This window comes from Qaidamihabitans albus, assembly GCF_016464705.1.
Taxonomy (GTDB): domain Bacteria; phylum Actinomycetota; class Actinomycetes; order Mycobacteriales; family Pseudonocardiaceae; genus Qaidamihabitans; species Qaidamihabitans albus.
Genome location: NZ_JAEHOB010000019.1, coordinates 74,798 through 100,561, shown reverse-complemented (window position 1 = coordinate 100,561; position 25,764 = coordinate 74,798). Strand labels below are relative to the sequence as shown.

Genomic DNA, 25,764 nt, shown 5'->3' with positions numbered 1-25,764 from the left:
GCGCGGTTCAGCAGACATAGCCTGAGTGTACTACTCGTACACTATGTACGTTTGCGCGAAGGTGGAGTACTTGTCGGTGTCAGGTTGAGGACGCATCATGGGAGGTCGAGAAGAAGCTGGTGGAGGCGGATGCACCCGACCGCACAGCCGTGTCTTGTTTCGTTTCAACTGACGCCTGAGCTGCAACGATGCTGTATCACACCACTCCGGCGGGGCTGGGAATGCTCCTTTTGGAAGGTTGGTGTTCCCGGCGTTCGGCAAGCGGTCCCTGGTGCGGCGCTGCGCCGAACATGCGACGGCTCGCGTGGAGGGGCACACTCTCGGGCGACGATGCCATCTACGCAATTGCCGCGCGGCCGGGCGCGATGGGCCATGGCGGCGTGGCCGGGTGATGCCTTATCCGGCGATGCGGTGCACGTTGGCACCGTGTGCCGTTGATGATTGCCTTGGCATGTACTGGCCCAGTTCGCATGCAACGCGGTGTCAACGACCAGGAGCCGCACTCCGTACACACCGTGCCGCTCGGATCCAACGGTCACGAATTCGGGCACATGGCGCGGCATGGGCGCTGTCCTGCACCGTCGTGGAACGATTCGGCTATGGAAGCGCGGAAGAATCCTGATTACGTGAGGTCAGTTGCGGCGGCGGTGGCGGACTTTCGCGCAGCGCTGGTCGAGTTTCTCGAGCTGCATGTGGTCAATGCGGGCTTGGGGAGCTTGGCGCCGGGGGTTGCGCCAGCGGTGCTTCCGCGCGATGACGCGAATCCGGAGGAGCTCGCGCGGCGGCAGGCCAAGGTGTCTCGGCTGGCGGGCATGGCGGCGACCGCGGTTCCATTGACCGGCATCGCGATGGGTGTGCAGGGCGCCGGTATCGTGGACCCGATCACGAACTGGCAGACGATCACTCGGCCGAAGCCACTGCTGGGAGGCTTCTGATGTCCTTGGTGCGTGCGACCAGGCTCTCGGCCGGCTGGACGGCTTGATCCTGCAGGCCGAGGCGGAACGCCCGCCCAGCGTGGGCGCGGAGGCTATGCATCCGGCGGTCTGGGGCGCAGCCTCGCGCCTGTGGCGCGACGGTCACTTCCGCGAGGCCGTGGCCGGGGCTGCTGAAGCCGTGGTGCTGATGGTCAAGATTCGCACCAAACGCAACGACGTCTCCGAGACTTCCTTATGGCAGCAAACCTTCTCTGACAAGGAGCCCCAGCCGGGTCAACCTCGGCTGCGGTGGCCTGGCGATCCGCATGACCGGGACGTCAGCACCATGAACTCCGGTTTGCGGTCCTTCGCTCCCGGGGTGCAGATGACTATCCGCAACAGCGCGGCTCACGGTGTCGGGGAACTCGACGATCAATCCGCGCTCGAGCGGCTAGCGACACTGAGTCTGCTGGCCCGCTGGGTGGACGAGTGCGATCTTGTCGAAGCGCCTGAGCTGCCCAGCGCCGGCGGTCCCGGCGCGTAACTCGGAGCTCGTACTCGCTGCGGCGAGAGCCTGCGCGCACCTTTATGTAGGCGTCGGAAGCTCTCCGACCGAGTGACAATTCATCGTTCGGTGCCTATAGGTTCTCTAATTGGCATCAGTTGGACGGCTCGCGATCCGCCGGGTGGGCAGGCATTCACGGGAGGTAGACGACAGTTGATTGATGCTTCACTGTCCGTTCTGGACGACAACGCGCTCACGTACGAACCGGCTGACCCGGCCGCGCCGGACTGGTGGGACGAGTTGATCGACATCAGTGTCCGCTGGCTCGTCGGGGCGTATCGCTCGGACAACAAAGTCTTCGGCCGGCGTGGCGTGCAGGGCGTACTCGGCGGGAGCGCGCCACATCGGCGCGGCGGCGTGAGTCCACCGCCGATCACCGCGGCGGCCACCTCGTGTGGCTCGGCGAGCCGCCCGACCGCTAGGGCCTCGGCGTAGTCGCCCAGTGCGCTCTGACCGGCCGCCGGGCCGGTTGGTCGGAGTTGCCGTAGAGGGCGCGGTAGGCGGCGGTGTAGGACTCGCCGTTTCGGCCATGCGTGCCCGCACGGCCTTCTTCCTCGCGTGATCGGTGCCGGACATGATCAGTCTTTTTCGCGGCAGAGACCCCACGCATTCCCGCCGACGCTGATCAATAGGGCAAGACGGGGAAGTGCCGCACGAGTCGGTGACCCTTGTCCTCGGCGCACCCGCCGACGTGGTCGACAGAATGCTCAGAGAGCGGCCAGCGCGATGGCCAAGCACGAGCCCATCGCCGCCCACCGACAACTCGCGGGGCTACGCGCGCGTGTCGCCGAGCCCGGCCCGGATGCGTTGAGCGTCGGAGTCGGCGTTGCCGCGCCGAGTGAGCACCCAGCGCAGGTACTTCTCGGCACCCTGTGCGGCGCCGGCGGCCGGATGGGCCAGCACGATGCCGATCGTGGGCGTGTCCTCTCGGTGCGCGGGGCGGTCAGTCCTGGTCGCCATCGGACGAGTTGCATGAGCCAGGGCGGCGAGGTCGCCACCGAGGGTGGGCCTGTTGTTAGGACGGTGTCATGAGCCGCTATTCGGTCTGAGTGGGGCAGTTCAGGCCGTACGAGCCGTCACGCGATGTCAGTGGGGGACTTGGAGGGAGGGAGCGGAACCAAGCGGGACGCGATCTCGAAGAGGAGTTCAAGGGGTACGGCTCCGCCCAGGTGGACACCGGTACTGGGGTACTGAACGGCGATCTGATAGTGGGCCCGCGATGGCGCGGCAGGGGCTTCTTGCACCGTCTGTGTGGGCGTCCGTACATATAGCTGGCGGTCTCGATAGGTGGTTGCTTCCCATCGAGCGCCCGAGCCGATCCGGATCTTCGCAGTCTCTCGGAGCATGATCATTTGCTTCTCGGGGTACGACCACCCGATGTTGAGCGATGGTATGTGCTCGTTGAGCGAGATCCGCGTTGAGGCGGCCGTGAAGGCAGGCATGTCCGGCACCAGTATCGGGAAAGGGACGTGCCGCTCGGCGGCGGTCAGATCGGCGATCACGGTAGGTGTGACCGCGGCAGGGAGGAGCGCGGTGGGCTGATCGGGCGAGGTGTTGCCTGGGCGATGTGCCCAGGCAACACCGGCCGCTCCGCTGCCCGCCGAGACGGTTACGTGGATAGTCTCGGAACCTGCAGATTCAGAGCTGTCGGTCGGCATGGTCGCTATTGTTCATCACACGGTCGTCGGTGGGAAGCTGTCGACACCGGAGTACGGGTCGCAGAACAACCACCGTGGCGTTTCCGGTTGAAAGGTGCAGAAATCTGACCAGGTGCCCCACGTGTAACCGGCAGGTAGCTCCATGTTCTGCCTGCCGAGCGCCTGGTAACTTCCCGCGCACGCCACCCCAGCGGCGCATGAATACTCTCCGGGAGACTCCGACGAAGTGCAGACCCCTTCGCAGTCGTCGGGCACGCCGTATGCCACGGCCGGCCCGGCGTCGCTGTGGAGCGTGCTGGAATCTTCGAGGGTGGTCAGCGTGAACCCGGTGCAGGTAACATTCGACTGGAAGAAGATGTAAAGCGAGGACAACGTTTTGACGCCACCCGCTGGGCCAACGTAGGTACCCGTCCCGTTCCACTGTGCGGTGTTGATGCACCCTTCTTGTTGTGCCGCCAATGCGGCCCGCTCGTCACCCTTCACGGCTGTCACATCAACGGTCTTGCCGTGAACCGTCAGCAGAAGTGATACCTTACCCTTGGTGGGCGCCTGCTTCTTAACCACCTTGGTTTCATCGCTTGATTCTTTACCGATCTGATCAGCAGACGCCTGCGATGTACCGAACGCTAATATGAGCAATATCGCCGAGGCGAAACCGATAATTGCAGCACGAAATCTGTTCGATGGGAGCGAAGGACTCCGTACGCGGGCTCAGCTCCGGGCGCCCGGCGCGGGTTTGTTCCACCGGCTCGAGGAGGCCGGGCGAACCGCAGGCGTAGATGGCGGTCCCGCGTCCGCCCGCACGAGGGCTGTCGAGATCGAAACGCCGGCGGACGCGGAGTCGTGGACGGTCACCGCCCCGGCGATGAACAGGTACCGCTTGGCGTCCTGTAACGGAAAAGCCGCGTGCGGACCGGCAGCGGGCAGCACGTCACCGACGCGGAGACATTCGTGTGGATAACGTGACCCACCACGTCCGTCCGGCTCGAGACGAACCGCGAGCCGTCTGAAACTCGCTGCCGGATCGCCGGACAGGAGCACTGCCGAACAGACAGCAACGACGCCTCGGCCTCGTCGAACGCCCGCAGGCTCGCCGTCCGCTGCCCGGCCGCAGCGAGTGCTTCTCACCGCGACAACTACTGGTGAGAATGGGTGGGCCGGGCGGGGCTCGAACCCGCGGCCAACGGATTATGAGTCGACCAACTAGTAACCATTGGGGCTTCTACCAGCTCAAACGTCGCACACCGTTGGGTGGGAAACCACTCCAGCGGCATCAATTGCCTGCAGTTCGCACCCAAACTCGCACCCACGGACACGGGCACATGTGCTCGGTAGATGGCTCGCCTGACGGACGCCCGGCATACCGTCTGATATCCTAAAATATGCTAAAGATACTAAGGCTCAGCAAACCTTCGTCTCACTTGCCTGCCGTTGGGGGATAGATGTCGGAGTCCGGCTCGTCGGTACGGAGGCCGCGGTTTCGGCAGCGTTCGGCCAAGATGGCGGAGCTGGTGGCGCGGCAGATTGTGGAGGACATCGTCGAGCAGGGGCTGACGCCGGGGGCGGCCTTGCCGACCGAGGTGCCGATGCTGGAGATGTACGGTGTTGCGCGGGGGACGTTGCGGGAGGCGTTGCGGATCCTGGAGAACAACGGGCTCGTGCGGGTTCGGCCGGGCCGTGGTGGGGGCGCGACGGTCGGGTCGGCGGATCCGTACAACTTTGGCCGTACGATGTCGCTGTTCCTACAGATGGGTCGTACCCGATTCTGGGAGCTCGTCGAGGCGCGCGTGATCATGGAGCCGATGATGGCTCGCCTGGCCGCGGAGCGGGGTGACGATCGTCGGCTAGAGGAACTTGCGGCGTCGATGCGGGAGCACAAGGATCTCGGCACGCAGGACCAGGTGGCGTACCTGTCGGTGGTACAGGATTTTCACGGAGTGATCGCCGGAATGTCGGGCAACGGTGTTCTCGATCTGTTTGGACGCTCCCTCAAGGAGATGTACACGGAACGGGTGATCGCGGCCGAGCGGCCACCGGCACGCTGGGCCGAGGTCCAGAGTGAGCACGAAGCCGTGGCGCAGGCGATCTTCGACGGAGACGGCGCACGCGCGGAGGACCTCATGCGCACGCACATGGTGGAACTCAAGGCCGGTTTCGAACGTCGCTACGCCGCCCTGAACGACGAGATCATCGGCTGGGCCTGAGAAAGCTCAGTTGCCTGCGGGCAGGCAGTACTTCACGCTCGCTCCGCCGTCGATGACGAGGGTTTCGCCGGTGATGTAGCTGGCGAGGTCGGAGGCGAGGAACATTGCCGCTCGGGCCACTTCCTGTGGCTCCGCCAGCCGGCCGAGAGGGATCGAGTCGCGGTAGACGGCGGCCAGATCGCCTTCGGCGAGATGCTGCCTGCGTGGGGTTCGGGTGGCGCCCGGTGCGACGGTGTTCACCCGGATGCCGTGCTCCGCCGCCTCGATCGCGAGTGACTTCGCGAGGGAGATCAGCCCGGCTTTGGCGATCCCATAGACGGCCCGCTGTGGCGAGGATCCGAGTGCGTTGACCGAGGAGATCAGCACGATGCTCCCCCGTCGCTGCGCGATCATCGACCGCATCGCCGCGCGGGTGACGTAGAAGTGATGGTCGAGATTGATGCGCAGTACGTCGGTCCATACGTCGTCGGGCATGTCGGCAACTGGCACGGCGGGCCCGCCGTGCCCGACGACGTTGATGACGACGTCCAGGCCGCCGAGTGCGTCGGTCGCGTCGGCGACGACCCGTTCGGCGTCGTCGCGGTCGCAGACGTCGGCCGCCAACGCGAAGCCCTCTCCCGGCCACCGGTCGAACTCGGCGGCCGCGGCGTCGGCACGGTCTGGATCGAGGTCCACGCAGGCGACGTGTGCGCCCAGCGCACCCAGTACCCGGACGCACTCGAGTCCGATGCCGGGGCCGACTCCGAAGATGGCCGCACGCGCCCCGCTGAGTCCCGGATCGACGCTCCCCGGCAGCGGCGCGGTGGCCGCCGTGTCCGGACGCGTCTGTCCGGTCGGTGCCGCGGTCACGTCGACGCCTTGCGGTCGGCGGCGAGGATGCCGGCTTTGGCTATGTGATCGCGGCGGATCTCCTCGATCACGATCGTGATGGTCTCGGGTGCGACGTCGAAGGCCTCGACGACGCCCTCGGTGACGGCGCGCACGAGGTGGCGCTTCTGTTCGAGCGTCCGGCCTTCGACTGCTTGGACGATGATGCGGGGCATGATGCGTTCCCTTTCGGTGCGGAATCAAGACAGGGCACTCGCGAGCACGGTTTCCACGGGTTGCGTGTCGTTGTCCACGCGCCAGCTGGTGTCGTCGTCGCGCCAATCCCTGCCGATGGGAGCGACGGCGGGCATGACCTCGCGGGAGAACAGGCACAGGCTGTCCCGCACTTCGTTGCTGGTCATCTCGCCCGCGTGGTTCATCAGGATGAGGTTGCCCACCCCGGTCTCGTCGTAGAGACGCTGGATCTGCTTGGTCACGGTGTCCGGGGTGCCAACGAGCATGATTCCTTCGTCGATCAGGCGCTCGAAGCTGTACTTGCGGACTTCACCGAGCTTGCCGCGCAAGGCCGCGACGGCCGCGGCCGTGGAGGAGTAGCCGGGCGGGCTCGCCGCACCCAGCCGCTGGCGACCTTGCTTCAGGTAGTACATGAGCTTTTCGCCTACGCGTCGCGCCTGCTCCTCGGTGGGTGCCACGTGGCAGAAGGCGAGATAGGCGAACTTGTCCGGCGCCGGCTCGCCCAGCCCGGCCTCGATCGCGGCCTTGCGATACAGGCGGAAGGACCTGGCGGTGTCGTCGTAGGCGCCGAGCAGGTTGCACAGCGTGTAGCCCTGGCGCGCGGTCCACTCGACCAGTTTGCTCGTGGTGCCACTCACCCAGATCGGCGGGTGCGGTTGCTGGTACGGCCTCGGCCACACGCTGACGTAGCGGTAATGGTAGAAGCGCCCTTCCCAGGAGAACAGATCCTGGCGGGTCCATGCCTCCTTGATGAGGTCGTGCGCCTCGAAGAACATGTCCATGTTGTGCACGGGATTCTGATTGGACGGGTACGTCTCTCCCTGGACACCACGGACGAAGCCGCAGTTGATGCGGCCCGCGCTGATCGCGTCGAGGTAGGCGACCTCCTCCGCCACCCGGACCGGGCTCTCGCGATGGGGCAACGGCGTGCCGAGCACGAGCACCCGGCCCTTCCGGGTTCTGGCCAGCACCGAGGCCGCGCTGAGCGTGGCCGAGACGTGCAGGGTCGACGCGGACTGATGGTGCTCGTTGACCATGAGGTCGAAGCCGAGTTCGTCGGCGAGCTCGTACTCGTCCAGGTAGCGCTGGTACAACTCGTAGCCGCGCACCGGGTCGTAGTAGCGATTGGGCATGAAGTACTTCAGCCCGCGGTGCTCGTCCTCGACCTCCTGCGAGATGTAGGGATAGGGCATCTCGGTGAAGTGGTAACACTTCATAGGCCTGCTCCTGTCATCGAATTGGCGGCGACGAACGGGGCGACAGCGGACACGAACGCCTCGGGTGTCTCCAGGTACGGGTAGTGGCCCGCTCCAGGGATCTCGACGTAGTCGGCTCGCGGCAGGAGCCCGGCGAGCGTCCTGCTGTGCTCCGGGGTCACCATGCGGTCGCGATCGCCCACGACGACGAGGGTGGGCACGTCGACGACGTGCAGCCACCGGCGAAGGCGGGGGTCGTGGAGAAACGGTTTCCAGGCGTACCGGGCCAGCGCGGCACGGTCGGCGAAGGCCTGCTCGTACTCGGCGTCCTCCAGTCCCCGCGGGAACCCGGGCATCCGCAAACCATAGACGGCGGCCGGATCGGCCCAGCCCAGCTCGACCACCTCGCTCGGGTCGAGCAGCAGGACGTCGGCGAACTCGCGATCCGTCGGGCCGAACAGCTTCACCCCGTACGGCGAGACCAGCACGAGCGAGGCGAACCGGCGAGGAGCGCGGACCGCCATCTCCAGGGCGATCCAGCCACCGAACCCCGCGCCCGCCAGGTGGACCTGTTCGCCGTCGAGGTCGTGGAGGTAGTGCTGTGCGAGATCGGCGACGCTGTCCCACTCCTCTGTCGCGTCGTCCAGCGGGCTTCCGAAGCCGGGATGGCGCGGCACCTCGATGTCGACGAGGTCGTCGAGCTGCCCGAGGGCGCCGATGGGCCCCGGTAGCACATCGGCGTCGTGCAAGAACAACATCCGCTCCGCGCTTCCCACGTCGTCACTCCCTTCAGTCTAAAAGACATGATAAACATGATGCTATTTAAATGACAAGGGTTACCCGCCAGGCTCGTGAGTGTTCCGGGTGGTTAGAACACTTTCCAACTTTCCTCACTCACGAGCGGGGACCGTGCGGTGGTCGGCGTAGCCGATCGGTTCCAGCGGCGTAAGCGACTCGTGGAAGGCACGATCGATGTCGTCGAGTTCCCATGCGTCGGCGTCGATCATCTCGCCGATGCGCGGATGGGCGAGCAGTCCCAGGCCGCGGCGTGCGCGGCGCACGACCTGCCCGGTGATGCCCGCCGAGGCATCGCTCAGCAGGTAGGTCACCACGGCCGCCACGTCGTCGGGATCGACATGGCCGTCGTAAGGGGGGAGCTTCATGTCGGTCACCGCGAGCGGTGAGAGGGCGTTGACGCGAATGCCGACCGGAAGCAGGTCGAGGGCCCAACCGTAGGTCAGGGAGGCAACGGCTCCTTTGGTCGCGCCGTACACCGCCGTTTCGGGGTGACCGAGATGTGTTCCGGAGGTGACGTTGACGATCGAACCCGTCGTGTCCTGTTTCCGCATCCGCTCGATCGCGGCAACCCCACAGTAGACGGTGCCGAGCAGGTTCACGTCGACCAGTGTCCGGATGCGGTCCAGGTCCTCCGCCCAAGGCTTGGCCTGGTGGAAGACTCCCGCGTTGCTCACCAGGCCGTCGATCGAACCGTATCGGGACACACACAGCTCGACGATGTTCCGCGCCGCGGCCGGGTCGGCCACCGAACCACCGCAGGCCACGGCCGCGCCGGACGACGCGACGATCTCCTCGACCACCTTCTCCGCGGCGACCGCGTCGGCATCGTTGACGACGACCGCGGCACCCGCACCGGCGGCATGGACCGCGTACGCTCGCCCGAGGCCGCGGCCGGCGCCGGTGACGACCACAGCCTTTCCTTCGAGATGTCTCATCGGCCCGCTCCCTTACGTCGAGGCTACGAACGTGTGGTTGATACCGGCGATGATCTGGTAGTAGCCGACGGTGGCGACAAGTTCGAACACGCCCGCCTTCGACCACAGTTCCTCCGCCTCACCGAAGACGTCGTCAGGGACATGGTGCTCGAGTAGCGCGCGGACGAACGCGTGGGTGACCCCGGCGTCGTCGCCGACCAGGGTTGGCGACCCCGTCGGCAGGGACTCGATAGTCACGTCCGGCACCCCGGAGGCCCGGGCGAGTTCCTCGTGTGCCCTCCACTCCACCGGGCACCGGCAATGGCAGGCGACCGTCAGGATCGCCAGCTCCCGCGCCCAGGCGGGCAGGTGGGAGTGGTACCGGACCGAGACACCGAGCCGCTCCAACGCTGCGCCCACGGTGGGACTGAGCAGCATCGCCCGGTAGGGCCCGCTGAGCACGCCGTCCTGGTCGGCGACCGGGAAGAACGACGCCTGTTGCTGTCTCGGTCCCTCGGTGAAGGCCCGGTACAGCCTCGTCTGGTCGGCCGTCAGCTCATCGGGCGTCAGGCGGGGCAGCCTCGGCGATGTCGTTGGCTCGTTGGCCATGCCTTCACTCACGTCGTCACCGCGCTCCCGCGGTTGCGGGTCGTTCCACGGTGGCGAAAAAGTCACGCAACAAGTCGGCGACGAGTTTCGGCTGGTCTACGTTCGGCGCGTGCTTGGTGTCGACTCGCTGGGTCGTGACCTTCGGTGCCAGCTCGGCGAAGTGGTCGGTCCAGCCCGGTTCGAGCAGATCGTCCCGGTCACCGCCCACGACAAGTAGGGGTACCGGGCTGGCCGACAGCGGCGCGGGCCAGTCGTCACCACCTGCGGGCGGCGGCGGCGCGGGATGGCGCACGCGACCGGCGAGGCATGCTTCGACGTGACCACGCTTCCTCGTGTTCTCGTAACGCTGCCGGACCAGGTCATCGATGCCCGGGAAGCCGTCGACCATGAGGTCGACCACCCGCCGGACGTCGCCTTCGCTTCCGTCGAAGCGACCCAGTTCCTCGATGCCCCGCGCGGACCGCCACGGGCCGCCACTGCCGGAGATACTGGCTCCGCTGCGCGCGGGCAGCACCGACGTCGCCGAGGCCAGCGCGCGCAAGACGAGCGAACCACCCAGGGAGTGCCCGACGAAGTGGGCACTGCCCGGTTCGACGTCGACCGCCTCGCACCATGCGGCGAGGTGTGCGCCCCGGAACGCGTGCGGCGAGCGGTCGAAGTAGATCGCCTTGTCCGTGTCGCCGAAGCCGAGAAGGTCCGGCGCCAGCACCCGGTAGTCGTCACCGAGGAGCGGGAACAGTGCCGCCCAGCTCGTCCAAGCGTCCGCACCGATCGATCCCTCGTGCACGAGGACGACCGTTCCCCTCGATTCGCCTTGTGGCCGCATTTCCCAGTAGTGCGTCCGGAAACCGCCGGCATCGATGATGCGCTCGACAGGTTGGTTCATTCGTTGCCCTCCGTCCGTGCTGGACACCAGATAGTCAGTCGGCCTGCCATGGAGCGAGGATCTTGCCGAGCCAGCTGATACACGCCGAAGCCAGCCACCCGGTCAGGCCGACGATCGTCAGCCCGAGGAACATCACCGGGACGTCGAGGATCTGCCAGGAGTTCCAGATCAGGTACCCGACCCCGCCGTCACCCGCCACGAACTCCGTGGCCACCACGATGATCAGCGCCTGCCCGAAACCCAGCCGGAGACCGCTGATGACCGAAGGGATGGCCGCGGGAACGGTGATCGTGCGCAGCCGGACCAGCCTGGGTAACTCGAACGCGGATGCGACGTCCTTGTACACGGGATCGCTGTACATCACGCCGGAGGCCGTGTTGATGGCTACCATGAAGAACACGCCCAGCGCGATCAGAGCGATCATGCTCGTGTTGCCGATCCCGAAAAAGATGATCATCAGTGGGTACAGGGTCAGCTTCGGTAGCGGGTAGATGCCGTTGATCACCGCGCTCAACGCGTATCTCGTCACCGGATGCAGGCCGATCGCGAGGCCGACGAGGAGGCCGGCCACGGCGCCGAGCAGAAAGCCGAGACCTAGCCTTGTGCCTGACTGCGCGAGATGCACCAGCAGGTCGGCACGCAGATCCGGCTCGGCGAAGTACCGCAGCGCGTCGGAGACGATGTTCAGCGGCGACGGGAAGAACCGTTCGTCCAGCAGCCCGAACCGGCTCGCGAGTTCCCACCCGAGCAACAGCGCCAACGGTGTGAAGATCGCCCACGCGCGCCGCTTGCGCCGCTCGTGTGCGCGGTCCCGGCGGAGCCGCTCGACCGCGCCGGAGAGATCACCTTTCAGGTCAGGTGTCGCCACGGCGCTCACCACGTTTCCGGTCATGCCACACCTACTTTGGTCGAACCCGGTTCGCCGTTCGGGGCAGCGGCCAAGGACCCACCGACCTCGCCCGCGATCGTGTTCCACAACTCCACGGTGAGATCGCCGAACGCGGGGTCCCGGCGCAGTTCCGTGACGCTCGCGCCCGTCGTCTCGACGTCGCGGACCATCCGCACCCTTCCCGGCCTGGCCGACAGCACGACGACCCGATCGGCGACTGTGACGGCCTCTTCGATGTCGTGAGTCACGTAGAACACCGTCGAATGCGTCTGCCGCCAGATGTCGATGAGTTCCTGCTGCATGACCAGCCGCGTCTGGGCGTCCAGCGCCGCGAGTGGCTCGTCCATGAGCAACAGGTGCGGGCGCGTGGCCAGCGCCCGGGCGATCGCCACTCGCTGCCGCATGCCGCCGGAGAGCTCGTGGGGATACGCCTTGGGGAATTCGCTGAGTCCGACCAGTTGCAGCACGTCCGCTACCCGTGCGGCGGCGTCCGCGCGGTCGAGTCGCAGCTTCGCGAAGCCGATCCGCACGTTCTTCTCCACCGTCATCCACGGCAGGGTGGAATCCGACTGGAATACGGTGGCGCTCGTCAGCCGCCCTCGCCGGGACTTGTCGTTCCCTTCGGCGGCGGCGAGGTTCCACCGCACCCGGCCTTCATAGACCTGGTCCAACCCGGCGAGAATGCGCAACAGGGAGCTCTTGCCGCAGCCACTCGGTCCGATGATCGCCACGACTTCGCCACTCCGGACATCGAGGTCGATGTTCTGTAGTGCGTGCACTCCCCTGCCGTCGCGGCTGAGGAAGACCTTGGTAAGGTCATCGATGTGGACAGCTGACGTGTCTGAGGATTTCATGGTGGGGCACTCCTTCGGCCGCGGGTCAGGGCGCGCGGTACTTGCCGAGTTGCTCGACGGCGGCTTCGGCGAACGACGTGTCGATCAGTTTGCGCACGTCTACGGGATGGTCGAGGATTCCCTGGTGGACGTAGAAGTCCTGCAACCGGCCGAGGTAGTCGGCGTCGAGACGCTGGTCCGGGTCGAGCCCGACGGGTTTGGTCTTCTCGATGAGCTCCGCCGGCATGTCGGCTTCCTCCGCGATGATCCCGACCACCTGGTCGTGGTTCTTCCCGTGGAAGATCGCGTTGTTGTACGCCCGCACGCCACGCATGTACGCACGCATGAACGCGTCACCGAGCTTTCGGTTCTCCAGCATCGTCTTGCCGTAGAGGAGGCCGGTCAACGTCTCACCATCCTCGGGCGCGCCCTCGGTGAGGTCGGCCGCGAGCTTGGCGATGCCCGCCTCGGTACCCTGGGTCATGTACGGCTCCAACATGACCGCGGCGTCGATCGATCCGCCGCGGAAGGCGCTGACCTGATCCGGCGCATGAACCGGTGTGATCTGGAAGTCGTCGAGCGACATACCATGCCGCTCGAGCAGGTTGCTCAGCATGAAGACCTGAATGGACAGGTTGCTGTGGACCGCGACCTTCTTGCCGCGCAGCCCCTCGAGTGTCTGCTCGATGCTGCCCTTGTCGTATTCCGGCTTGACCGCGAAGCGGGTCGCCGAGACTCCCGGCCGGATGCTCTGCTTGTCTCCGACCACCCTGATCTTGATGTCGCGGTTGAGCGCGGAGAAGACGCCCGGTGCGAGCGAGGCACCGGCCACCTCCAGGTTGCCCGTCGCCAAAGCGTTGGTGATCGCGGGAGCGTCCTTCAGCCGCACGTACTCGACCTTGATGCCTTCCTTCTCGAAGTACCCGAGGTGGTCGGCCAGGAAGATGCCCGCGTCGGATGTGACCTTCTCGGAACCGATGCGGACGGTGGTCAACCCATCGGCGCTCTCGCCGGTCGAGCCGCCACCCGCGCCGCCGCAGCCCGCCAACAGCGCGACCGCCGCGAGCAGCGCCAACCCTGCCGTGATTGCCTTTTTCATGGGGAATTCCCTTCAGCGGGCGAAACTTCGTTGTTCGCCTCTCCCTGTCCGGCCCGGTCGAAGGCGACCGTGCCGTAGCGTCCCCCGAGGTAGACCAGCGGTTCCACGTCGGATTGGAACCGGGCGTGCAGTACTGTTCCGCAGACGATCCAGTGGTCACCGCCGCGTTGGAGGTCCGCGGTACGGCATTCGAGCACCGCGGTGGTGCCGGTCGCGAACGTGGACACCGGAGTTCGCCCGGGGACGAGCACGCTCGCCAACGCGGAGAGTTCGGAACCACGTGAGGAGAACGCCCGCGCCCAGCGCTCCCGATCGGCTGCCAGGAAGTTGAGACTGAACCGGCCCGCGCCTTCGACGAGGCCGGCGACACCGGTCTTGTCATCCACGGCGACCATCACCATCGGGGGCTCACCAGAGAGCGAGCTCGCGGACGTGCAGGTGATGCCGGTGACCCCACCCTGTTCCGTCGCGACCAGTAAGACCGCCACCGGCGCCGGAATCTGGCGGAAGACCTGGCGGAAACGCATGCCATCCACCAGCCGTTCGGAAGCCACAGCTCCGAAGTTCGATGTCATGACTCCCCCGTGGTATTCAGCCGCACGTCCAGCACATCCGCCCGGGCCCTCAGTCGGCCCGCGACCGCGGTGCCACCCACGACGAGCGCCGAACTCACCCACTCAGCGGACCGGCCCGCATTGGCGACGACCGTCGCCTCCACGACGTCCGAATCGGACGGCCGACCCGTGCGCGGATCGATGAGGTGATGCATTCCGTGTCCCCATCGCCGTTTCGCCGTCCCGCTCGTGGCGACTGCTCCGTCGACGACGGTGAGTACCACTCCACCGGGCACCGCCACCGGCCAGCCAGCCCCAGTCGGTCCTTCCCCGCGGCAGGAGACATCGCCACCGAGACTGGCTGCCGAGTTCGGGCCCAGCCAGGACACGACCTCGTCGGCCCACCAACCCTTCGCCAACGCGCCCAAGTCGACCGCGTGGCCCGGACGCAGACGCGCCTGGCCGCGCCGGAGCTCGAGCACGGACGTCAACGGCTCGACCGGAGTACCGAATGCCGCCTCCGCCACGGCGGGCTGCTCCGGTGACGACGACACGTAGCCCGCCGCGACCAACTGGGGCAGCACCGCGATGTTCACCAGACCCTCGCTCGCAACCGCGACGTTCAACCCATGCTCGAGCAGCGCGTACATCTCCGGCGAGACGGGACACCACTTGCCCGCGCTCACGTTGAGCCGCGAGAGCTCGCTGTCCTGGATGAACCGGGAGAAGCGTTGCTCGAGCAGCCGAAGTCGCGCCTCGACCTCGCCGAACTCGACCGCGGGCCTGCCCCGACAGGCAAGGCTGACCTGACACGTGAACACGTAGCAGACGTGGCTGGTGGCGCCCAGCGGGTTGTCTCCCCATGCACCCGCTGCACCACTCGGGGGCCGGTGAAGAGCCGTTGGTCGCATCGGCACCAGCTCCTTTCCTGCCGCGCCCCGTCGGGTCGTTAATATCCCATTCATGATACGGTTTAGCAACCCGCCGTACTCGCCGTGCTGACCTCTCGTGCGGCCTCCAGGCCCGCCAACCTGCCGAAGATCATTCCTCGTAGGACGGAGGTGCCGCCGGGATACTTCTCGTGGTAAATGCCGGTGCATTCACCGGCCGCGTAGAGACCCGTCAGCGGATCACCGTCGTGCCCGACTACTTGTGCGCGTGCGTCGGTGGCGAGCCCCCCGAAGGTGAACACCACGGCGCAGGCCACCGGGTAGGCCAGCAGGGGTGGCCGGTCCAGGCGCAAGGCCCAGTTGCTCTTCGGTGGTTCGAGACCGTCGGTGTGCTTGCCATCGGGGCGTCGCCACTCGAACTCGCGGTCGTCGACCACCGCGGCGTTGTACTCCTCGATCGTCCGAGCCAGCCGATCGGCAGGCAGGCCGAGCGCGGTGGCAAGTTCGCCCGCGGTGTCGGCGACGACCGGTTTGACGCTCGTCAGGACTCCGCGTTTCCATTCGGTCACTGCCGAGGATTGTTGGTCGGTGATGAAGTATGCGACCCCACCGTCTTGGGACCAGACCGCGCGGGCAGTGGACTCGTAGGTCTCGTCGACGGTTCCCCCGCCCTCGTCGAGGAACCGTTTCCCGTGTGCGTTGACGAGAATTCCGTACGGGAAGACCATCACGAGCGCCTCAGGATCGCTGGACCGAGGGTCGACGGGCTCGGCGTGGAAGGTGTCCCACTGACCGGCCCGCGCCGCTCCGGAGTCCAGCGCCATCCGGATCCCTTCGCCCCGGTTGAAGCCGACTCCCGGCGCGATCGGGATGAGCTGGTCCGCGTTGCCGCCGAGTTCCTTCGTGAGCGTCGCCGGGTCACCCTCGAACCCGCCCGAGGCGATGACGACCGCGTCGGCTCGAATGATCTCCTCGCCGTCGTCGCCGGTCACGACGACGCCGGTGACCCTGCCGTCGTCGTCATGGACGAGCCGCTGCGCGGTACGCCCATAGCGGAACCGCACGCCGAGTCGTTCCGCCGATGGGCGGAGCGCGTTCAACAGCGCCTCGCCCCCTCCGACCGGCTGGAGCCGGGGCCGGTTGCTGTTGATGAAATACGTGGGAAACCGGCGGAATCGCGCGCCGTGGCCCTGTATCCACTCCATGGTCTCCGGCAACCGGTCGACCAGCGTCTCGACATACCAGGACGGCGTTCGGCCGCCCGAGAAGCCGACCACGTCGTCGACGAAAGAATCCGCGACCTCATAGACATCGTCGAGCCGCAGGTAGGCAGAGGTCCACTTACTGTTGCCACCCGCCTGGTTGCGCTCCGCACGGTCCACGACCGTGACCGTGCAACCGCTTCTGCCGCCGAGCTCCTCTGCGGCGCTCACCGCCGCGGACAGGCCGGCTATCCCGGAACCGATGACGACGATGTCGCCGCTTCTCGCTGCCGATTCTGCCATGACAGACATCGCGATCCTTCCCAACGACTTCGACGGGGACGGGCGGTCACGCACGTGGATTGAACGGGTCCTTTACCCCTTGGCCGGTGTCGACCCAGACGCTCTTCTCCTCGGTGTACTCGCGCAGTGCGTCCGGACCGTTCTCGCGTGCGAGCCCGCTCTGCTTGTAGCCGCCGAACGGCGTGGCATACGAGGTCTTGCGGTAGTTGTTGATCCACACGGTGCCCGCGCGCAGCCGAGCAGCCACGCGATGCGCACGCTGGACCTCGCCGGTCCAGACACCCGCGGCGAGCCCGAACTCGGTATCGTTCGCGATCTCGATCGCCTCGGCCTCGTCGCGGAACGGAATCACCGCCGCGATCGGGCCGAACACCTCTTCCCTAGCGATCCGCATCTCGTTGCCGACGTCAGCGAACACCGTCGGTCGCATGAACAGCCCGTCGGGAAACCCGTCCACGACGGCCGGTTCACCCCCCGCGACGAGGCGAGCGCCGTCAGCGGTAGCGACCTCGACATAGTGCCGGACCTTGTCGAACTGCGGACGGCACGCGACCGTGCCCATCTCGCTGCCGGGGTCACGCGGATCGCCGACCTTGATCGACTCTGCCCGCTGCGCGAGCTGCTCGACGACCTTGTCGTAGACGTCTTCCTGCACGAGAATCCGGGAACCCGCCATACAAGTCTGCCCACTCGCCCCGAAGATCCCGGCGACGAGCCCGTTCACGGCGCTGTCCAGGTCCGCGTCGGAGAACACGATGTTCGGCGACTTACCACCCAGCTCGAGCGAAACACGCTTCAACGTGTGCCCCGCCTGGGCTGCGATCGCCCGGCCGGTCGCCGTCGAACCCGTGAACGCGATCTTGTCCACCCCTGGGTGCCCGGTCAACGCCGTGCCCGTCGGATCACCCAGACCCGTGACCACGTTGAAGACACCCGCTGGCAGTCCGGCCTCCGCGGCGAGCTCCGCGAACCGGATCAACGAGACCGGAGTCACCTCGGACGGCTTGGCGACGACCGTGTTGCCCGCCGCGAGCGCCGGACCGAGCTTCCATGCCAGCAGCAACAGCGGGGAGTTCCACGGCGTGATCGCGGCCACCACGCCCAGCGGCTCCCGCACCGTGTAATTCACCATGTCCCGCACGTGCAACGGGTTCGTCGTCCCGGTCGGCATCTGCGCCAGAGCCGCGTAGTAGTTGAAATACTCCCGCAACAGCTTCGTCTGCCCGAGCATTTCCCGGATGAGCTTGCCGTTCTCGTCTACCTGGAGCTCCGCGAGCTCCTCGGCGTGTTCCTCGACCAGCTCGCCGACACGGATCAGGAGCATGGCCCGATCCGCCGCACGCATCGCCGGCCACTCGCCGCTGTCGAATGCACGCCGCGCGCTCGTGACCGCCCGATCCACGTCGGCGATCGACGCGTTGGGTATCTGTGCCCACACGACTCCCGTCGCGGGATTGACCACGTCGAGGTATGCCCCGTCAGCGGGCTGCACCACCGTGTTGTCGACGAACAACCCGTACCGCCGGACGGCATCTTCAGCCATGGCGGCCCTGGACAGTGTCTGCGACATCGCGCCTCCAGTACGAACTTTGATCGGCCAGACGCTAACGGATCGTCCCATAATCGGTCAATGGGATAGAGGATAATGGGACAGTGAGGCGTTGACCTGCTAAGCTGAGCTGGTGAAGGTCACCAGAGTCGTCGCCCCGGTACGTGCACAAGCGGTCGAGGCCATCCGCGCCGAGATCGTCAGCGGCGCGCTCGCCCCAGGTCAACGCCTGGTCGAACGCGAACTCTGCGCGCAGCTCGACGTCTCCCGCAACACCGTTCGCGAAGCCTGCCGGCAGCTCGAAGCCGAAGGCTTCCTCGTGATCCCCCCACACAAAGGGCCCACGGTCGCGCAGCTGAGCGACCAGGAAGCCCGCGCGATCTACGAGATACGGGAAGCCCTGGAATGCTTCGCCGTGCGCCTCTTTGTCGAACGCGCCACCGACGACCATGCAGCGCAGCTCACCGAAGCCACCGACAAGGTCGAAGCCGCCCACAACGCCGGCGACGTCTCCCAGATGCTCGAAGCGAAGAACGACTTCTACGATGTGCTCTACTCCGGCGCGGGCAACGACGTCCTCCACAACCAGGCACGCCTGCTCCACGGCAGGCTTGCCCAACTCCGGTCCCGCTCCCTTGCCCACGAAGGCAGGCCGCACGCGAGTATCCAGGAGATCAGGCAGGTCGTCACCAAGATCATCGAACGTGACGCCGACGCCGCGAGCGTCCTCTGGCGCGAACACATCCACAATGCCGCCGCCACCGCGCTTGAAGAGCCGACAGCTCGTGAATGAAGACCGTTGTTCTTAGAGGCTGTCTTTGATCTTGGTTAGGGGTTTGTGGTGCGCCTTGGGTCGTGGGTGAGGCGCCGGGTCATCATAGTGATCATGGCCCAGTTGATGAAGGCCTCGGAGTGGGTGGGGAGGCGTTCGTAGTCGCGGACGTTGCGGCGGGCCTGGCTGATCCAGGAGAAGGTGCGTTCCACGACCCAGCGTCGGGGGAGCACGATGAAAGTTTTTGCCCGGTGAGCTTTTTGACGATTTCCACGGTCATGTTCACGGTGGTTTTGGCCCAGTCGGCGAGGGTGCCGTTGTAGCCGCCGTCGGCCCAGATGTGGCGGACGCGGCGCTGGGTCTGGCGCAGCCGCGAGAGCAGCAGGCGGCCGGTGGGGCGGTCTTGGCTGTTGGCGGCAGTGACCATGACCACCAGCAGCAGGCCCAGGGTGTCCACGGCGATGTGGCGTTTGCGCCCGTCGACTTTCTTGCCGCCGTCATAGCCGCGGGTGGGTTTGCCGACCGTTTCGGCGGCCCGTACCGACTGGGAGTCGATCGCCGCCGCGCTGGGATAGCGGTCCCGGCCGGCGCGCAGGCGGAGCTGTTCGCGCAGCGCATCCCGGATGCGCTCGATCACGCCGGCGGCGCGCCAGCGGGTGAAGAACCCGTGCACGGTTTTCCAGGGTGGGAAATCGGCGGGCAGCGCCCGCCATTTGCTGCCGTTGTCGGTGATGTAGCGGATCGCGTCCACGATCGCCCGGCGCGAGTGTTTCTCCGGGCGACCACCACCCGGGCTCTGGCAGGCCGGTACCGGCAACAGCGGCTCGAGCAGGGCCCACTCGGCATCGGTGGTATCGGGGGGGGTAGCGGCTAGTCCGGCCCGCTGCGCTGGGCCGATCGGTGCTGGGGTACAAAGTGAATCGGGCCTCTGCTCTGGTGATCCTGATGTGGCGTCAAAATCATTTAGCAGAGGCCCTCCCCATACCCACCACCGGGATCAAAACAGGCTCTAACGCCCGCAAACGAACTCGACAGCTTCAGCCGGAAAGTCGAACGGAAACTTGACAACACCCTAGGTCTCTTCGTGTCAGTCAACGGTTTCCAACCATCAGCTGTCCAAATCGCCAGCCAGGGCGGCAGGCCGATTATTTTGCTAATGGACGGCTTCGATCTAACCATGACGCTTGAAAATAGGATCTCGTTCCCAGAACTCCTGACTAGGAAGAGACAACACGCTGCTAGGACCGGGGATATCTATCTTCGCACCTCGGATGCGCTCGCTGAGATGTGACCGCAAATACTTACCCTTTGAGGTTTCGCCGAGGCATCCTAGAGCCAAGAACTTCAGCAGCCTTTCGGTCGGCTGCCGCAACCCAAGCAGCATAGAGCGTCAGCTGTTCGTTGTCGGGCCTCAGCGGACAGGCCAGATCAAGCCAGTCATGCCGGGTAAGGACGCTGGTCGCGAACTGCCGGCCGCACGGGATCTCGGACAGCAACAGGCAGGACGCTACGGCAGCGCACCCGGCCAGAGGCGCAAACACGACGCGTTCCGACGACAGCTATGAGAGGTCTCACCAATGAAGCACGCTGTGGAACCTCGTGGCAGGAGGACGACTGCCCGGGTGCTGGGTCAATCAGATTCCCTCGACTCCCGGCAGCACTGTTGCGTATTGCTCGGGCGGTAGACCGCGAAACGGAGGCACTCTACCGGCGCAAGGACACCGGTAACACTGATGCTACGGCGCTCTTGCGCCAGATCGGATTCCGGCTTCTGGAACTAGGCTTGTCGGTGGCCAGGGAAGGTGGGATCGACTGCAGCCAGATCAAGCCCGCCATCTCCCAGGCATACAACATTCCGGACGAAGCCAAGCCTTCAAGCGGGACAGCGCGATGAGCCATCCCTTCGAGCCCGAAAGCAGGTACGCCGCCCTCAGCATCACGGACTGGTGGGTGATCTGGGTGGCGCTACAGAGTCAGGACGACGCTCGCAACCAGAACGCGCACAACGTACTCGGCTCCCTGGTCATGGCCGACTGGCTTGACGACAACCCCGTGGAGCCAGATCACGCCGGCCGGTCCCCGAACCGAATCGAGGCCATGCGGACGGCGCGCGATCATTACCAGGACAGGTGGATAGACGAGCGATGCGAATTGGGAATCCGCAGCCTAGGGCAGCTCCGCCAAGCGGAACACCCATATCGTCACCGAGAGCTGGACCGCACCGCCCGGTCTTGCTGCTCATCGCGAATGACTGCTTCCAGCTAGCAGAACACCGCCATGACGAAACTGACCTGACGCAACGATGAAACAGTGGCAACTGGCCTCGGCAACCGGTAATTACGGCTACCATCGCGTCGCTGTCAGTCCCGACAGCGGGGTTGTCACCAGCCGACCCGACGATGAATCCTGCCGTGTCATCGTGGCGGAGAACCTGTTCGGGGACATCCTCAGCGACGAGGTGGCCGGTATCCTCGGCTCCCTCGGCCTGCTTCCCCCGGGAAGCCTGCGCGAAGAGAACTGGGACCTGCACGAGCCCGTCCACGGCGCCGCGCCCGACATCGTCGGCATGGATCGGGCCAATCCAACGTTGCCTGACGGACGGGATTAATTTCCGTCATGGGTGGAGCGCGTCCAGGAGACTTGCGGCGTCGGCGCCATCACCCAACGAGAGCACGATGTCGACGATGCGGTCGGTCCGGGGCGTCCCGACGACCGGCTTGATGAGGTCGGACGCCTTCTCCACGACCTCGCCTGCCGACATCGGGTTGTCCGCACTGCCGCGAACGGTGGCGACGAAGGCATACAGGGTCTCACCGCTTCGCAAAATGATGTCCACGGAGGCCTGGCGCACGCCGGTCACAGAGCGGTCGTAACGCAACTCGGCGCGGCCCATGAGATCGCGGACGGTGTGGTCAGTGAACCGGGTGGAGTCGTGCGCCATCGCGAAGCTGAAACGGCCGTCGATGATCGTGCCGCACACGAGGTATTGGACGTTGATGTTCGGTGACTCGCGCCCGTCGACGACCTTCGCCAGGTCGTACGGGATCTCGATGACGATCCGCTCGATCTCCCCCGGGTCGACGGGTCGATCCGCGAGAATATCGAGCACGGCCTGCAAGGCGGCCTGCGATGGCGAGCCTACGGCGAACTTCTTGATGTTCGTGCGCTCGATCTCGTACACCTCGCCGAGCCCGGCGCCGAGTCGGGACGGATCAGGGGCGGGCGAGTACGCGTCGAGCACGTTGGGTGCGCCAGCGAACACGTCGGCTACCCCAAGGCAACCGCTCTCGACCAGCTGCGCGGCTCGGACGCCGTTCGACGCTGGCATTCCACCGAACACGAACGCCTTCTCGACATGGTACGGGTCCCGCGCCCAGCTCGTTGTGCCGGCCGCGCTCTGGGCCGCGAAGGACAGGACCGCACGCATCTGCTCGGCATCGAGGGACATGAACACTGCCGCGGCGGCCGCTGCCGCGTAGACGCCGACATGGGCATGCGTGCTGATGGAGCTGCCCTCGAGCGGCGAGTCGGGATGCCCGATCGCCATGCCCACCCGGGTGCCGGCGTCGTAGCCCGCGGCGACCGCGCGGAGGAGGACCTGGCCGGGCACGTTTCTGGCGGACGCCACCGCCAGCACGGCCGGCACGACGGCGCAGCCCGGGTGGCTCAGGGACGGGGCGTGCGAATCGTCCGTCTCATCGGCATGCGCCGACATCCCATTGGCCAGGGCTGCGTCAGCCGGCGCGGCCATCGCGGGTGTGCCGAAAATGGGTGCGGGGCCATCGCAGGCGTACCGCCGGGCGTACGCGAGCCCGGCCCTTCCGGCCGGCATCGCAGAGCCGGAAAGGATGGCGGCAATCGTGTCGAGTACGTGCAGCCGGGTCTTCGCGATGACCGGCTCCGGCAGCGGGGTGCCGGCCGCGCGGGCAAGGTACTCCGACAGGCGATGCGTGGGCGTGCTGATATCCATCGTGTCCTTTCGTTGTCGTTCGGGGCCGTCATCACATGTAAGTGCCGCCGTTGACGCCGAGCGTCTGCCCCGTCACGTATCCGGCGGCGTCGGAACACAGATAGCCGCAGAGCTCCGCGACATCCTCGGGGACCCCGGCTCGCCCGACGGGAACCTGCCTGCCTCGCGCGTAATGGGCGGCTGCCGCGTGGTTGTCGCCGAGGCTCTGCGAGCGGTCGGTGTCGATGAACCCCGGCGAGATGGCGTTTACAGTCACACCGTGCGGCGCCGCCTCGAGGGCAGTCGCCTTCGTCAGGCCGATCATGCCGCTCTTCGCCGTCACGACGGCGACCCGACCAGGGGCACCACTCTGGCCGCTCACGCCTGCGACATTCACGATTCGACCCCAGCCGGCTTCGATCATGCCGGGCAATGCCCGCCGCGTGGCGAGAAAGGCGCCGGTGAGTACGACGTCGAGCACACGAGACCAGTCCTCGAGCTGCGTGTCGATCAGCGGGCCGTGGCAGCGCAGACCGGCGTTGTTCACGAGGATGACGACCGGACCGAGGGCCGACTCGATGCGGTCGAACATGGCGGCCATCGCCCTCTCGTCGGCGACATCGGCGGGAAAGCCCTCCGCCCGCGCGCCGAACCCACGCAGCCTTGCCACGGCTCGGGCCACGGCGTCCGGGTCACGACCGTTGACAGCGACAACGTGGCCGTCACGCGCGAGGCGTTCGGCCGCGGCGAACCCGATGTTCTTGGTTGCTCCCGTGACAAGCGCGACCTTCATTGCACCGGCGCCTTCGACCCACGATCCGTGCTCGGCCGCGCGGCTCGCTCGCGGCGGCGTCCGCGGGCGCCGGAGATCACGAGGTAGGCGACCAAGGCCACCAGCCCGCTCCACAGCACGAGCGCTGTCGGTGAGGCGAAGAAGTAGTCGAGATCGCCGTTGGAAAGCGCAAGCGCCCGCGAGAGATGCTCCTCGAGCATCGGCCCGAGGATGAGGCCGAGGATGAGCGGAACCACGGGATATCCGTTGACCAGCATGAAGAATCCGATGATGCCGAACATGGTCGCGATCCCCATGTCGAACAGCGAGCCGCGGTAGGCGACGCTCCCCGTCAGGCCGAGTACCAACACGACCGGTACGAGGATCTTCACCGGCACTTTCGTGATCTGCACGAGGGGCGCCGTGATGAGCATGCCGATCGGGAGGATGAGGATGCTCGCCGCGACGACCGCGATCACCGCCGCTCCCGCCTCCGGACCGTGGGTCGCGAGCACCTTCGGCCCCGGCTGGATGCCCTGGATGTAGAACTGGGCAAGTACGACGGCCATCGTGGCGCTTCCGGGGACGCCGAGCGTCAGGGTCGGCACGAGGGTGGCGGCGCCGACGGCGTTGTCGCACGCCTCCGAGGCGATGACGCCGCGGGCCGAGCCTTTGCCGAACTCCGCCGGGTTCCTCGCCGTGCGCTTGGCAACGGCATAGCTGACGAAGTTCGACACGCCAGTGCCGACACCGGGAATGATACCGAGAAACACACCAACACCCGTCGCCCTGAGCACGCTGCCGCCGTGCTTGAGGGTGATCCGCGCACCGGCGACGGCGTCCTTGAGGTCACGTCGAACGCCGCCGTCGAGATGCGCGGCCGCGGGTTGCGATGTGCGGGACTCGGCAGCCAGCCGGAGCATCTCGCCGATCGCGAATAGGCCGATGAGTGCGGGAACGAACTGGATTCCGTCGTAGAGCTCGATCTCGCCGAAGGTGAACCGCTCCTGCCCGGACAGCGGGCTCCCGCCGATCGTGGCGAGCACGAGACCGAGGCCGCCGGCGAGGACGCCCTTGACGATGTTTTTGCCGACGAGGGTCGACACGAGCACGATGCCGAGGAGCACGACGATGAACATCTCGCGCGCGCCGAAGTTTAAGGCGAATGCACCGAGTGGGGCTATGACAAGGAGCACGACGACCCCGCTGATGACCCCGCCGAGCGTCGACGCCATCCTGGCGATGCCGATCGCGATGCCGGCCTTGCCCTGCCTCGCCATCTGGTAACCGTCGAGTGCCGTGACGGCCGACCCGGCCTCGCCGGGGACGTTCACCAGGATGGCGGGCACCGAGCCGGCGAAGGCACTACCGGCGTACACGCTCATGATGAGGATCAGCGCCTGCTCGGTCGGCAAGCTCACCGAGAACGGCAGCAGCAGCGCAGCCGTATTCGATGTGCTGAGCCCTGGCAGTACGCCGACAACGAAGCCGAGCAGCAGCCCCACGATGAGCCACAGCAACCCCAAGGGGCTGAGGACTATATCGAGTCCGTCGAGAAACATCGTGAGTGCGGTCCTTTACCAGTTGAGTAGCGTGCCGGCAGGGATGGGCGACTCGAACGCCACCGCGAATACCAGGTAGCAAGTGGCGGCCGTCGCGGCGGTGAAGACGGCGATCCAGAGCGGCTTGCGCAACCCCAGCGTCACGGCGGTCACAGCGCACAGCCACACAATCGCGATCACGTAGCCGACGAAATGCAGAATGACGAGCGCCAACACGACCGCGGCGACCACGGGGCCGACCCGCGACCACGCAACGCCGATGCCGCGCTCGCTCTCGATGTCCTCGGCCCCAGCAGCATCCTCGATGCCGTCTGAGCCGCCGGCGACGGCGGTCTCGCTGAGAGCCGCACGGATCTCCCGGATCAGGGCGATGAGGCCGACCACGGCGAGTACGGCGAGCGCCGCGACGGGGTAGATCGCGTCACGACCCTGGATGTCCGCCGCCTCGATGAGGAAGACGCCCGCGAGAGCGAGCGTGACGACCGGGACCGAAGCACGCCACAACACGCGGATCCCTCGGCTGCCAGCACCGGAAGCCGGCCAGGATCCCTCGGAATCCCGGCCGGCGCGGCTCACGTGCACGC

27 protein-coding genes are annotated in these 25,764 nt (G+C 66.4%); 5 read left to right on the top strand and 22 right to left on the bottom strand.

What is annotated here, in order from left to right; genetic code table 11:
* Nucleotides 1-599: 599 nt before the first annotated feature.
* Nucleotides 600-935 (top strand): hypothetical protein, encoded by a 336-nt coding sequence (locus JAP66_RS27805; RefSeq protein ID WP_199434815.1) that lies wholly within the window; start codon nt 600-602, stop codon nt 933-935.
* Between the two features lie 43 nt (nt 936-978).
* Nucleotides 979-1,458, top strand: a complete 480-nt coding sequence (locus tag JAP66_RS27800) for a TIGR02391 family protein (protein ID WP_199434814.1) — start codon at nt 979-981, stop codon at nt 1,456-1,458.
* Between the two features lie 792 nt (nt 1,459-2,250).
* Here the strand turns inward: JAP66_RS27800 and JAP66_RS27795 are convergent.
* The 3 genes from JAP66_RS27795 to JAP66_RS27785 form a co-directional block, all read right to left on the bottom strand.
* Complete coding sequence (locus JAP66_RS27795) at nt 2,251-2,439, bottom strand: hypothetical protein (protein ID WP_199434813.1); 189 nt, start codon at nt 2,437-2,439, stop codon at nt 2,251-2,253.
* Between the two features lie 116 nt (nt 2,440-2,555).
* Nucleotides 2,556-3,137: a DUF4245 family protein gene (locus JAP66_RS27790; RefSeq protein ID WP_199434812.1), complete on the bottom strand. Its 582-nt coding sequence runs from the start codon at nt 3,135-3,137 to the stop codon at nt 2,556-2,558.
* A gap of 15 nt (nt 3,138-3,152) precedes the next feature.
* A complete protein-coding gene (locus tag JAP66_RS27785; protein WP_199434811.1) occupies nt 3,153-3,701 on the bottom strand; it encodes a hypothetical protein in 549 nt (182 codons plus the stop codon).
* A gap of 935 nt (nt 3,702-4,636) precedes the next feature.
* Here JAP66_RS27785 and JAP66_RS27780 point away from each other — a divergent pair.
* Nucleotides 4,637-5,341 (top strand): FadR/GntR family transcriptional regulator, encoded by a 705-nt coding sequence (locus JAP66_RS27780; RefSeq protein ID WP_199434810.1) that lies wholly within the window; start codon nt 4,637-4,639, stop codon nt 5,339-5,341.
* A 6-nt stretch (nt 5,342-5,347) separates the two neighbouring features.
* Here JAP66_RS27780 and JAP66_RS27775 read toward each other — a convergent pair whose 3' ends face one another.
* From JAP66_RS27775 to JAP66_RS27710, 14 genes are all read right to left on the bottom strand, one after another.
* Nucleotides 5,348-6,190: an SDR family NAD(P)-dependent oxidoreductase gene (locus JAP66_RS27775; RefSeq protein WP_199434809.1), complete on the bottom strand. Its 843-nt coding sequence runs from the start codon at nt 6,188-6,190 to the stop codon at nt 5,348-5,350.
* Nucleotides 6,187-6,384, bottom strand: coding sequence for a 2-hydroxymuconate tautomerase family protein (locus JAP66_RS27770; RefSeq protein WP_199434808.1), 198 nt, complete (start codon nt 6,382-6,384; stop codon nt 6,187-6,189). The genes JAP66_RS27775 and JAP66_RS27770 overlap by 4 nt, the downstream gene beginning before the upstream one ends.
* A 24-nt stretch (nt 6,385-6,408) precedes the next feature.
* A complete protein-coding gene (locus JAP66_RS27765; protein ID WP_199434807.1) occupies nt 6,409-7,620 on the bottom strand; it encodes an LLM class flavin-dependent oxidoreductase in 1,212 nt (403 codons plus the stop codon).
* Nucleotides 7,617-8,375 (bottom strand): alpha/beta fold hydrolase, encoded by a 759-nt coding sequence (locus JAP66_RS27760; RefSeq protein WP_199434806.1) that lies wholly within the window; start codon nt 8,373-8,375, stop codon nt 7,617-7,619. Before JAP66_RS27760 ends, JAP66_RS27765 begins: the two co-directional genes overlap by 4 nt.
* Before the next feature lie 114 nt (nt 8,376-8,489).
* On the bottom strand, nt 8,490-9,332 hold the full coding sequence (locus JAP66_RS27755; protein WP_199434805.1) for an SDR family NAD(P)-dependent oxidoreductase: 843 nt from the start codon (nt 9,330-9,332) through the stop codon (nt 8,490-8,492).
* 12 nt (nt 9,333-9,344) lie between these two features.
* The gene (locus tag JAP66_RS27750) at nt 9,345-9,932 is read right to left on the bottom strand and encodes a carboxymuconolactone decarboxylase family protein (protein ID WP_199434804.1); all 588 of its coding nucleotides are present in this window, start codon (nt 9,930-9,932) and stop codon (nt 9,345-9,347) included.
* A gap of 4 nt (nt 9,933-9,936) precedes the next feature.
* Nucleotides 9,937-10,806, bottom strand: coding sequence for an alpha/beta fold hydrolase (locus JAP66_RS27745; protein ID WP_199434803.1), 870 nt, complete (start codon nt 10,804-10,806; stop codon nt 9,937-9,939).
* 34 nt (nt 10,807-10,840) lie between these two features.
* Complete coding sequence (locus tag JAP66_RS27740) at nt 10,841-11,698, bottom strand: ABC transporter permease (RefSeq protein WP_199434802.1); 858 nt, start codon at nt 11,696-11,698, stop codon at nt 10,841-10,843.
* A complete protein-coding gene (locus tag JAP66_RS27735; protein WP_199434801.1) occupies nt 11,695-12,549 on the bottom strand; it encodes an ABC transporter ATP-binding protein in 855 nt (284 codons plus the stop codon). The genes JAP66_RS27740 and JAP66_RS27735 overlap by 4 nt, the downstream gene beginning before the upstream one ends.
* Nucleotides 12,550-12,574: 25 nt before the next feature.
* Nucleotides 12,575-13,627 (bottom strand): ABC transporter substrate-binding protein, encoded by a 1,053-nt coding sequence (locus JAP66_RS27730; RefSeq protein ID WP_199434800.1) that lies wholly within the window; start codon nt 13,625-13,627, stop codon nt 12,575-12,577.
* Entirely contained in the window at nt 13,624-14,202 is a 579-nt protein-coding gene (locus tag JAP66_RS27725) for a flavin reductase family protein (protein WP_199434799.1), read from the bottom strand. Before JAP66_RS27725 ends, JAP66_RS27730 begins: the two co-directional genes overlap by 4 nt.
* Nucleotides 14,199-15,092: an FAD:protein FMN transferase gene (locus JAP66_RS27720; RefSeq protein WP_199434798.1), complete on the bottom strand. Its 894-nt coding sequence runs from the start codon at nt 15,090-15,092 to the stop codon at nt 14,199-14,201. The genes JAP66_RS27725 and JAP66_RS27720 overlap by 4 nt, the downstream gene beginning before the upstream one ends.
* Before the next feature lie 62 nt (nt 15,093-15,154).
* Entirely contained in the window at nt 15,155-16,576 is a 1,422-nt protein-coding gene (gene tcuA / locus JAP66_RS27715; RefSeq protein ID WP_199434797.1) for an FAD-dependent tricarballylate dehydrogenase TcuA, read from the bottom strand.
* Nucleotides 16,577-16,622: 46 nt separating this feature from the next.
* A complete protein-coding gene (locus JAP66_RS27710; protein ID WP_235999614.1) occupies nt 16,623-18,119 on the bottom strand; it encodes an aldehyde dehydrogenase in 1,497 nt (498 codons plus the stop codon).
* A gap of 139 nt (nt 18,120-18,258) precedes the next feature.
* Between JAP66_RS27710 and JAP66_RS27705 the strand changes: the two genes are divergently transcribed.
* Nucleotides 18,259-18,918, top strand: a complete 660-nt coding sequence (locus JAP66_RS27705) for a GntR family transcriptional regulator (protein ID WP_199434795.1) — start codon at nt 18,259-18,261, stop codon at nt 18,916-18,918.
* 91 nt (nt 18,919-19,009) lie between these two features.
* Here the strand turns inward: JAP66_RS27705 and JAP66_RS27700 are convergent, their stop codons facing one another.
* Complete coding sequence (locus JAP66_RS27700; RefSeq protein ID WP_372449016.1) at nt 19,010-19,714, bottom strand: IS5 family transposase; 705 nt, start codon at nt 19,712-19,714, stop codon at nt 19,010-19,012.
* Between the two features lie 1,485 nt (nt 19,715-21,199).
* Here JAP66_RS27700 and JAP66_RS27695 point away from each other — a divergent pair.
* The gene (locus JAP66_RS27695; RefSeq protein ID WP_199434794.1) at nt 21,200-21,505 is read left to right on the top strand and encodes an isocitrate/isopropylmalate family dehydrogenase; all 306 of its coding nucleotides are present in this window, start codon (nt 21,200-21,202) and stop codon (nt 21,503-21,505) included.
* A gap of 6 nt (nt 21,506-21,511) precedes the next feature.
* Here JAP66_RS27695 and JAP66_RS27690 read toward each other — a convergent pair whose 3' ends face one another.
* From JAP66_RS27690 to JAP66_RS27675, 4 genes are read right to left on the bottom strand one after another with little or no spacing between them, the layout of a single operon-like run.
* Entirely contained in the window at nt 21,512-22,867 is a 1,356-nt protein-coding gene (locus JAP66_RS27690; RefSeq protein ID WP_199434793.1) for an MmgE/PrpD family protein, read from the bottom strand.
* Nucleotides 22,868-22,898: 31 nt separating this feature from the next.
* Nucleotides 22,899-23,639, bottom strand: coding sequence for an SDR family oxidoreductase (locus JAP66_RS27685; protein ID WP_199434792.1), 741 nt, complete (start codon nt 23,637-23,639; stop codon nt 22,899-22,901).
* Entirely contained in the window at nt 23,636-25,180 is a 1,545-nt protein-coding gene (locus tag JAP66_RS27680; RefSeq protein ID WP_199434791.1) for a tripartite tricarboxylate transporter permease, read from the bottom strand. The genes JAP66_RS27685 and JAP66_RS27680 overlap by 4 nt, the downstream gene beginning before the upstream one ends.
* A 15-nt stretch (nt 25,181-25,195) precedes the next feature.
* Entirely contained in the window at nt 25,196-25,756 is a 561-nt protein-coding gene (locus JAP66_RS27675; RefSeq protein ID WP_199434790.1) for a tripartite tricarboxylate transporter TctB family protein, read from the bottom strand.
* Between the last annotated feature and the right edge of the window lie 8 nt (nt 25,757-25,764).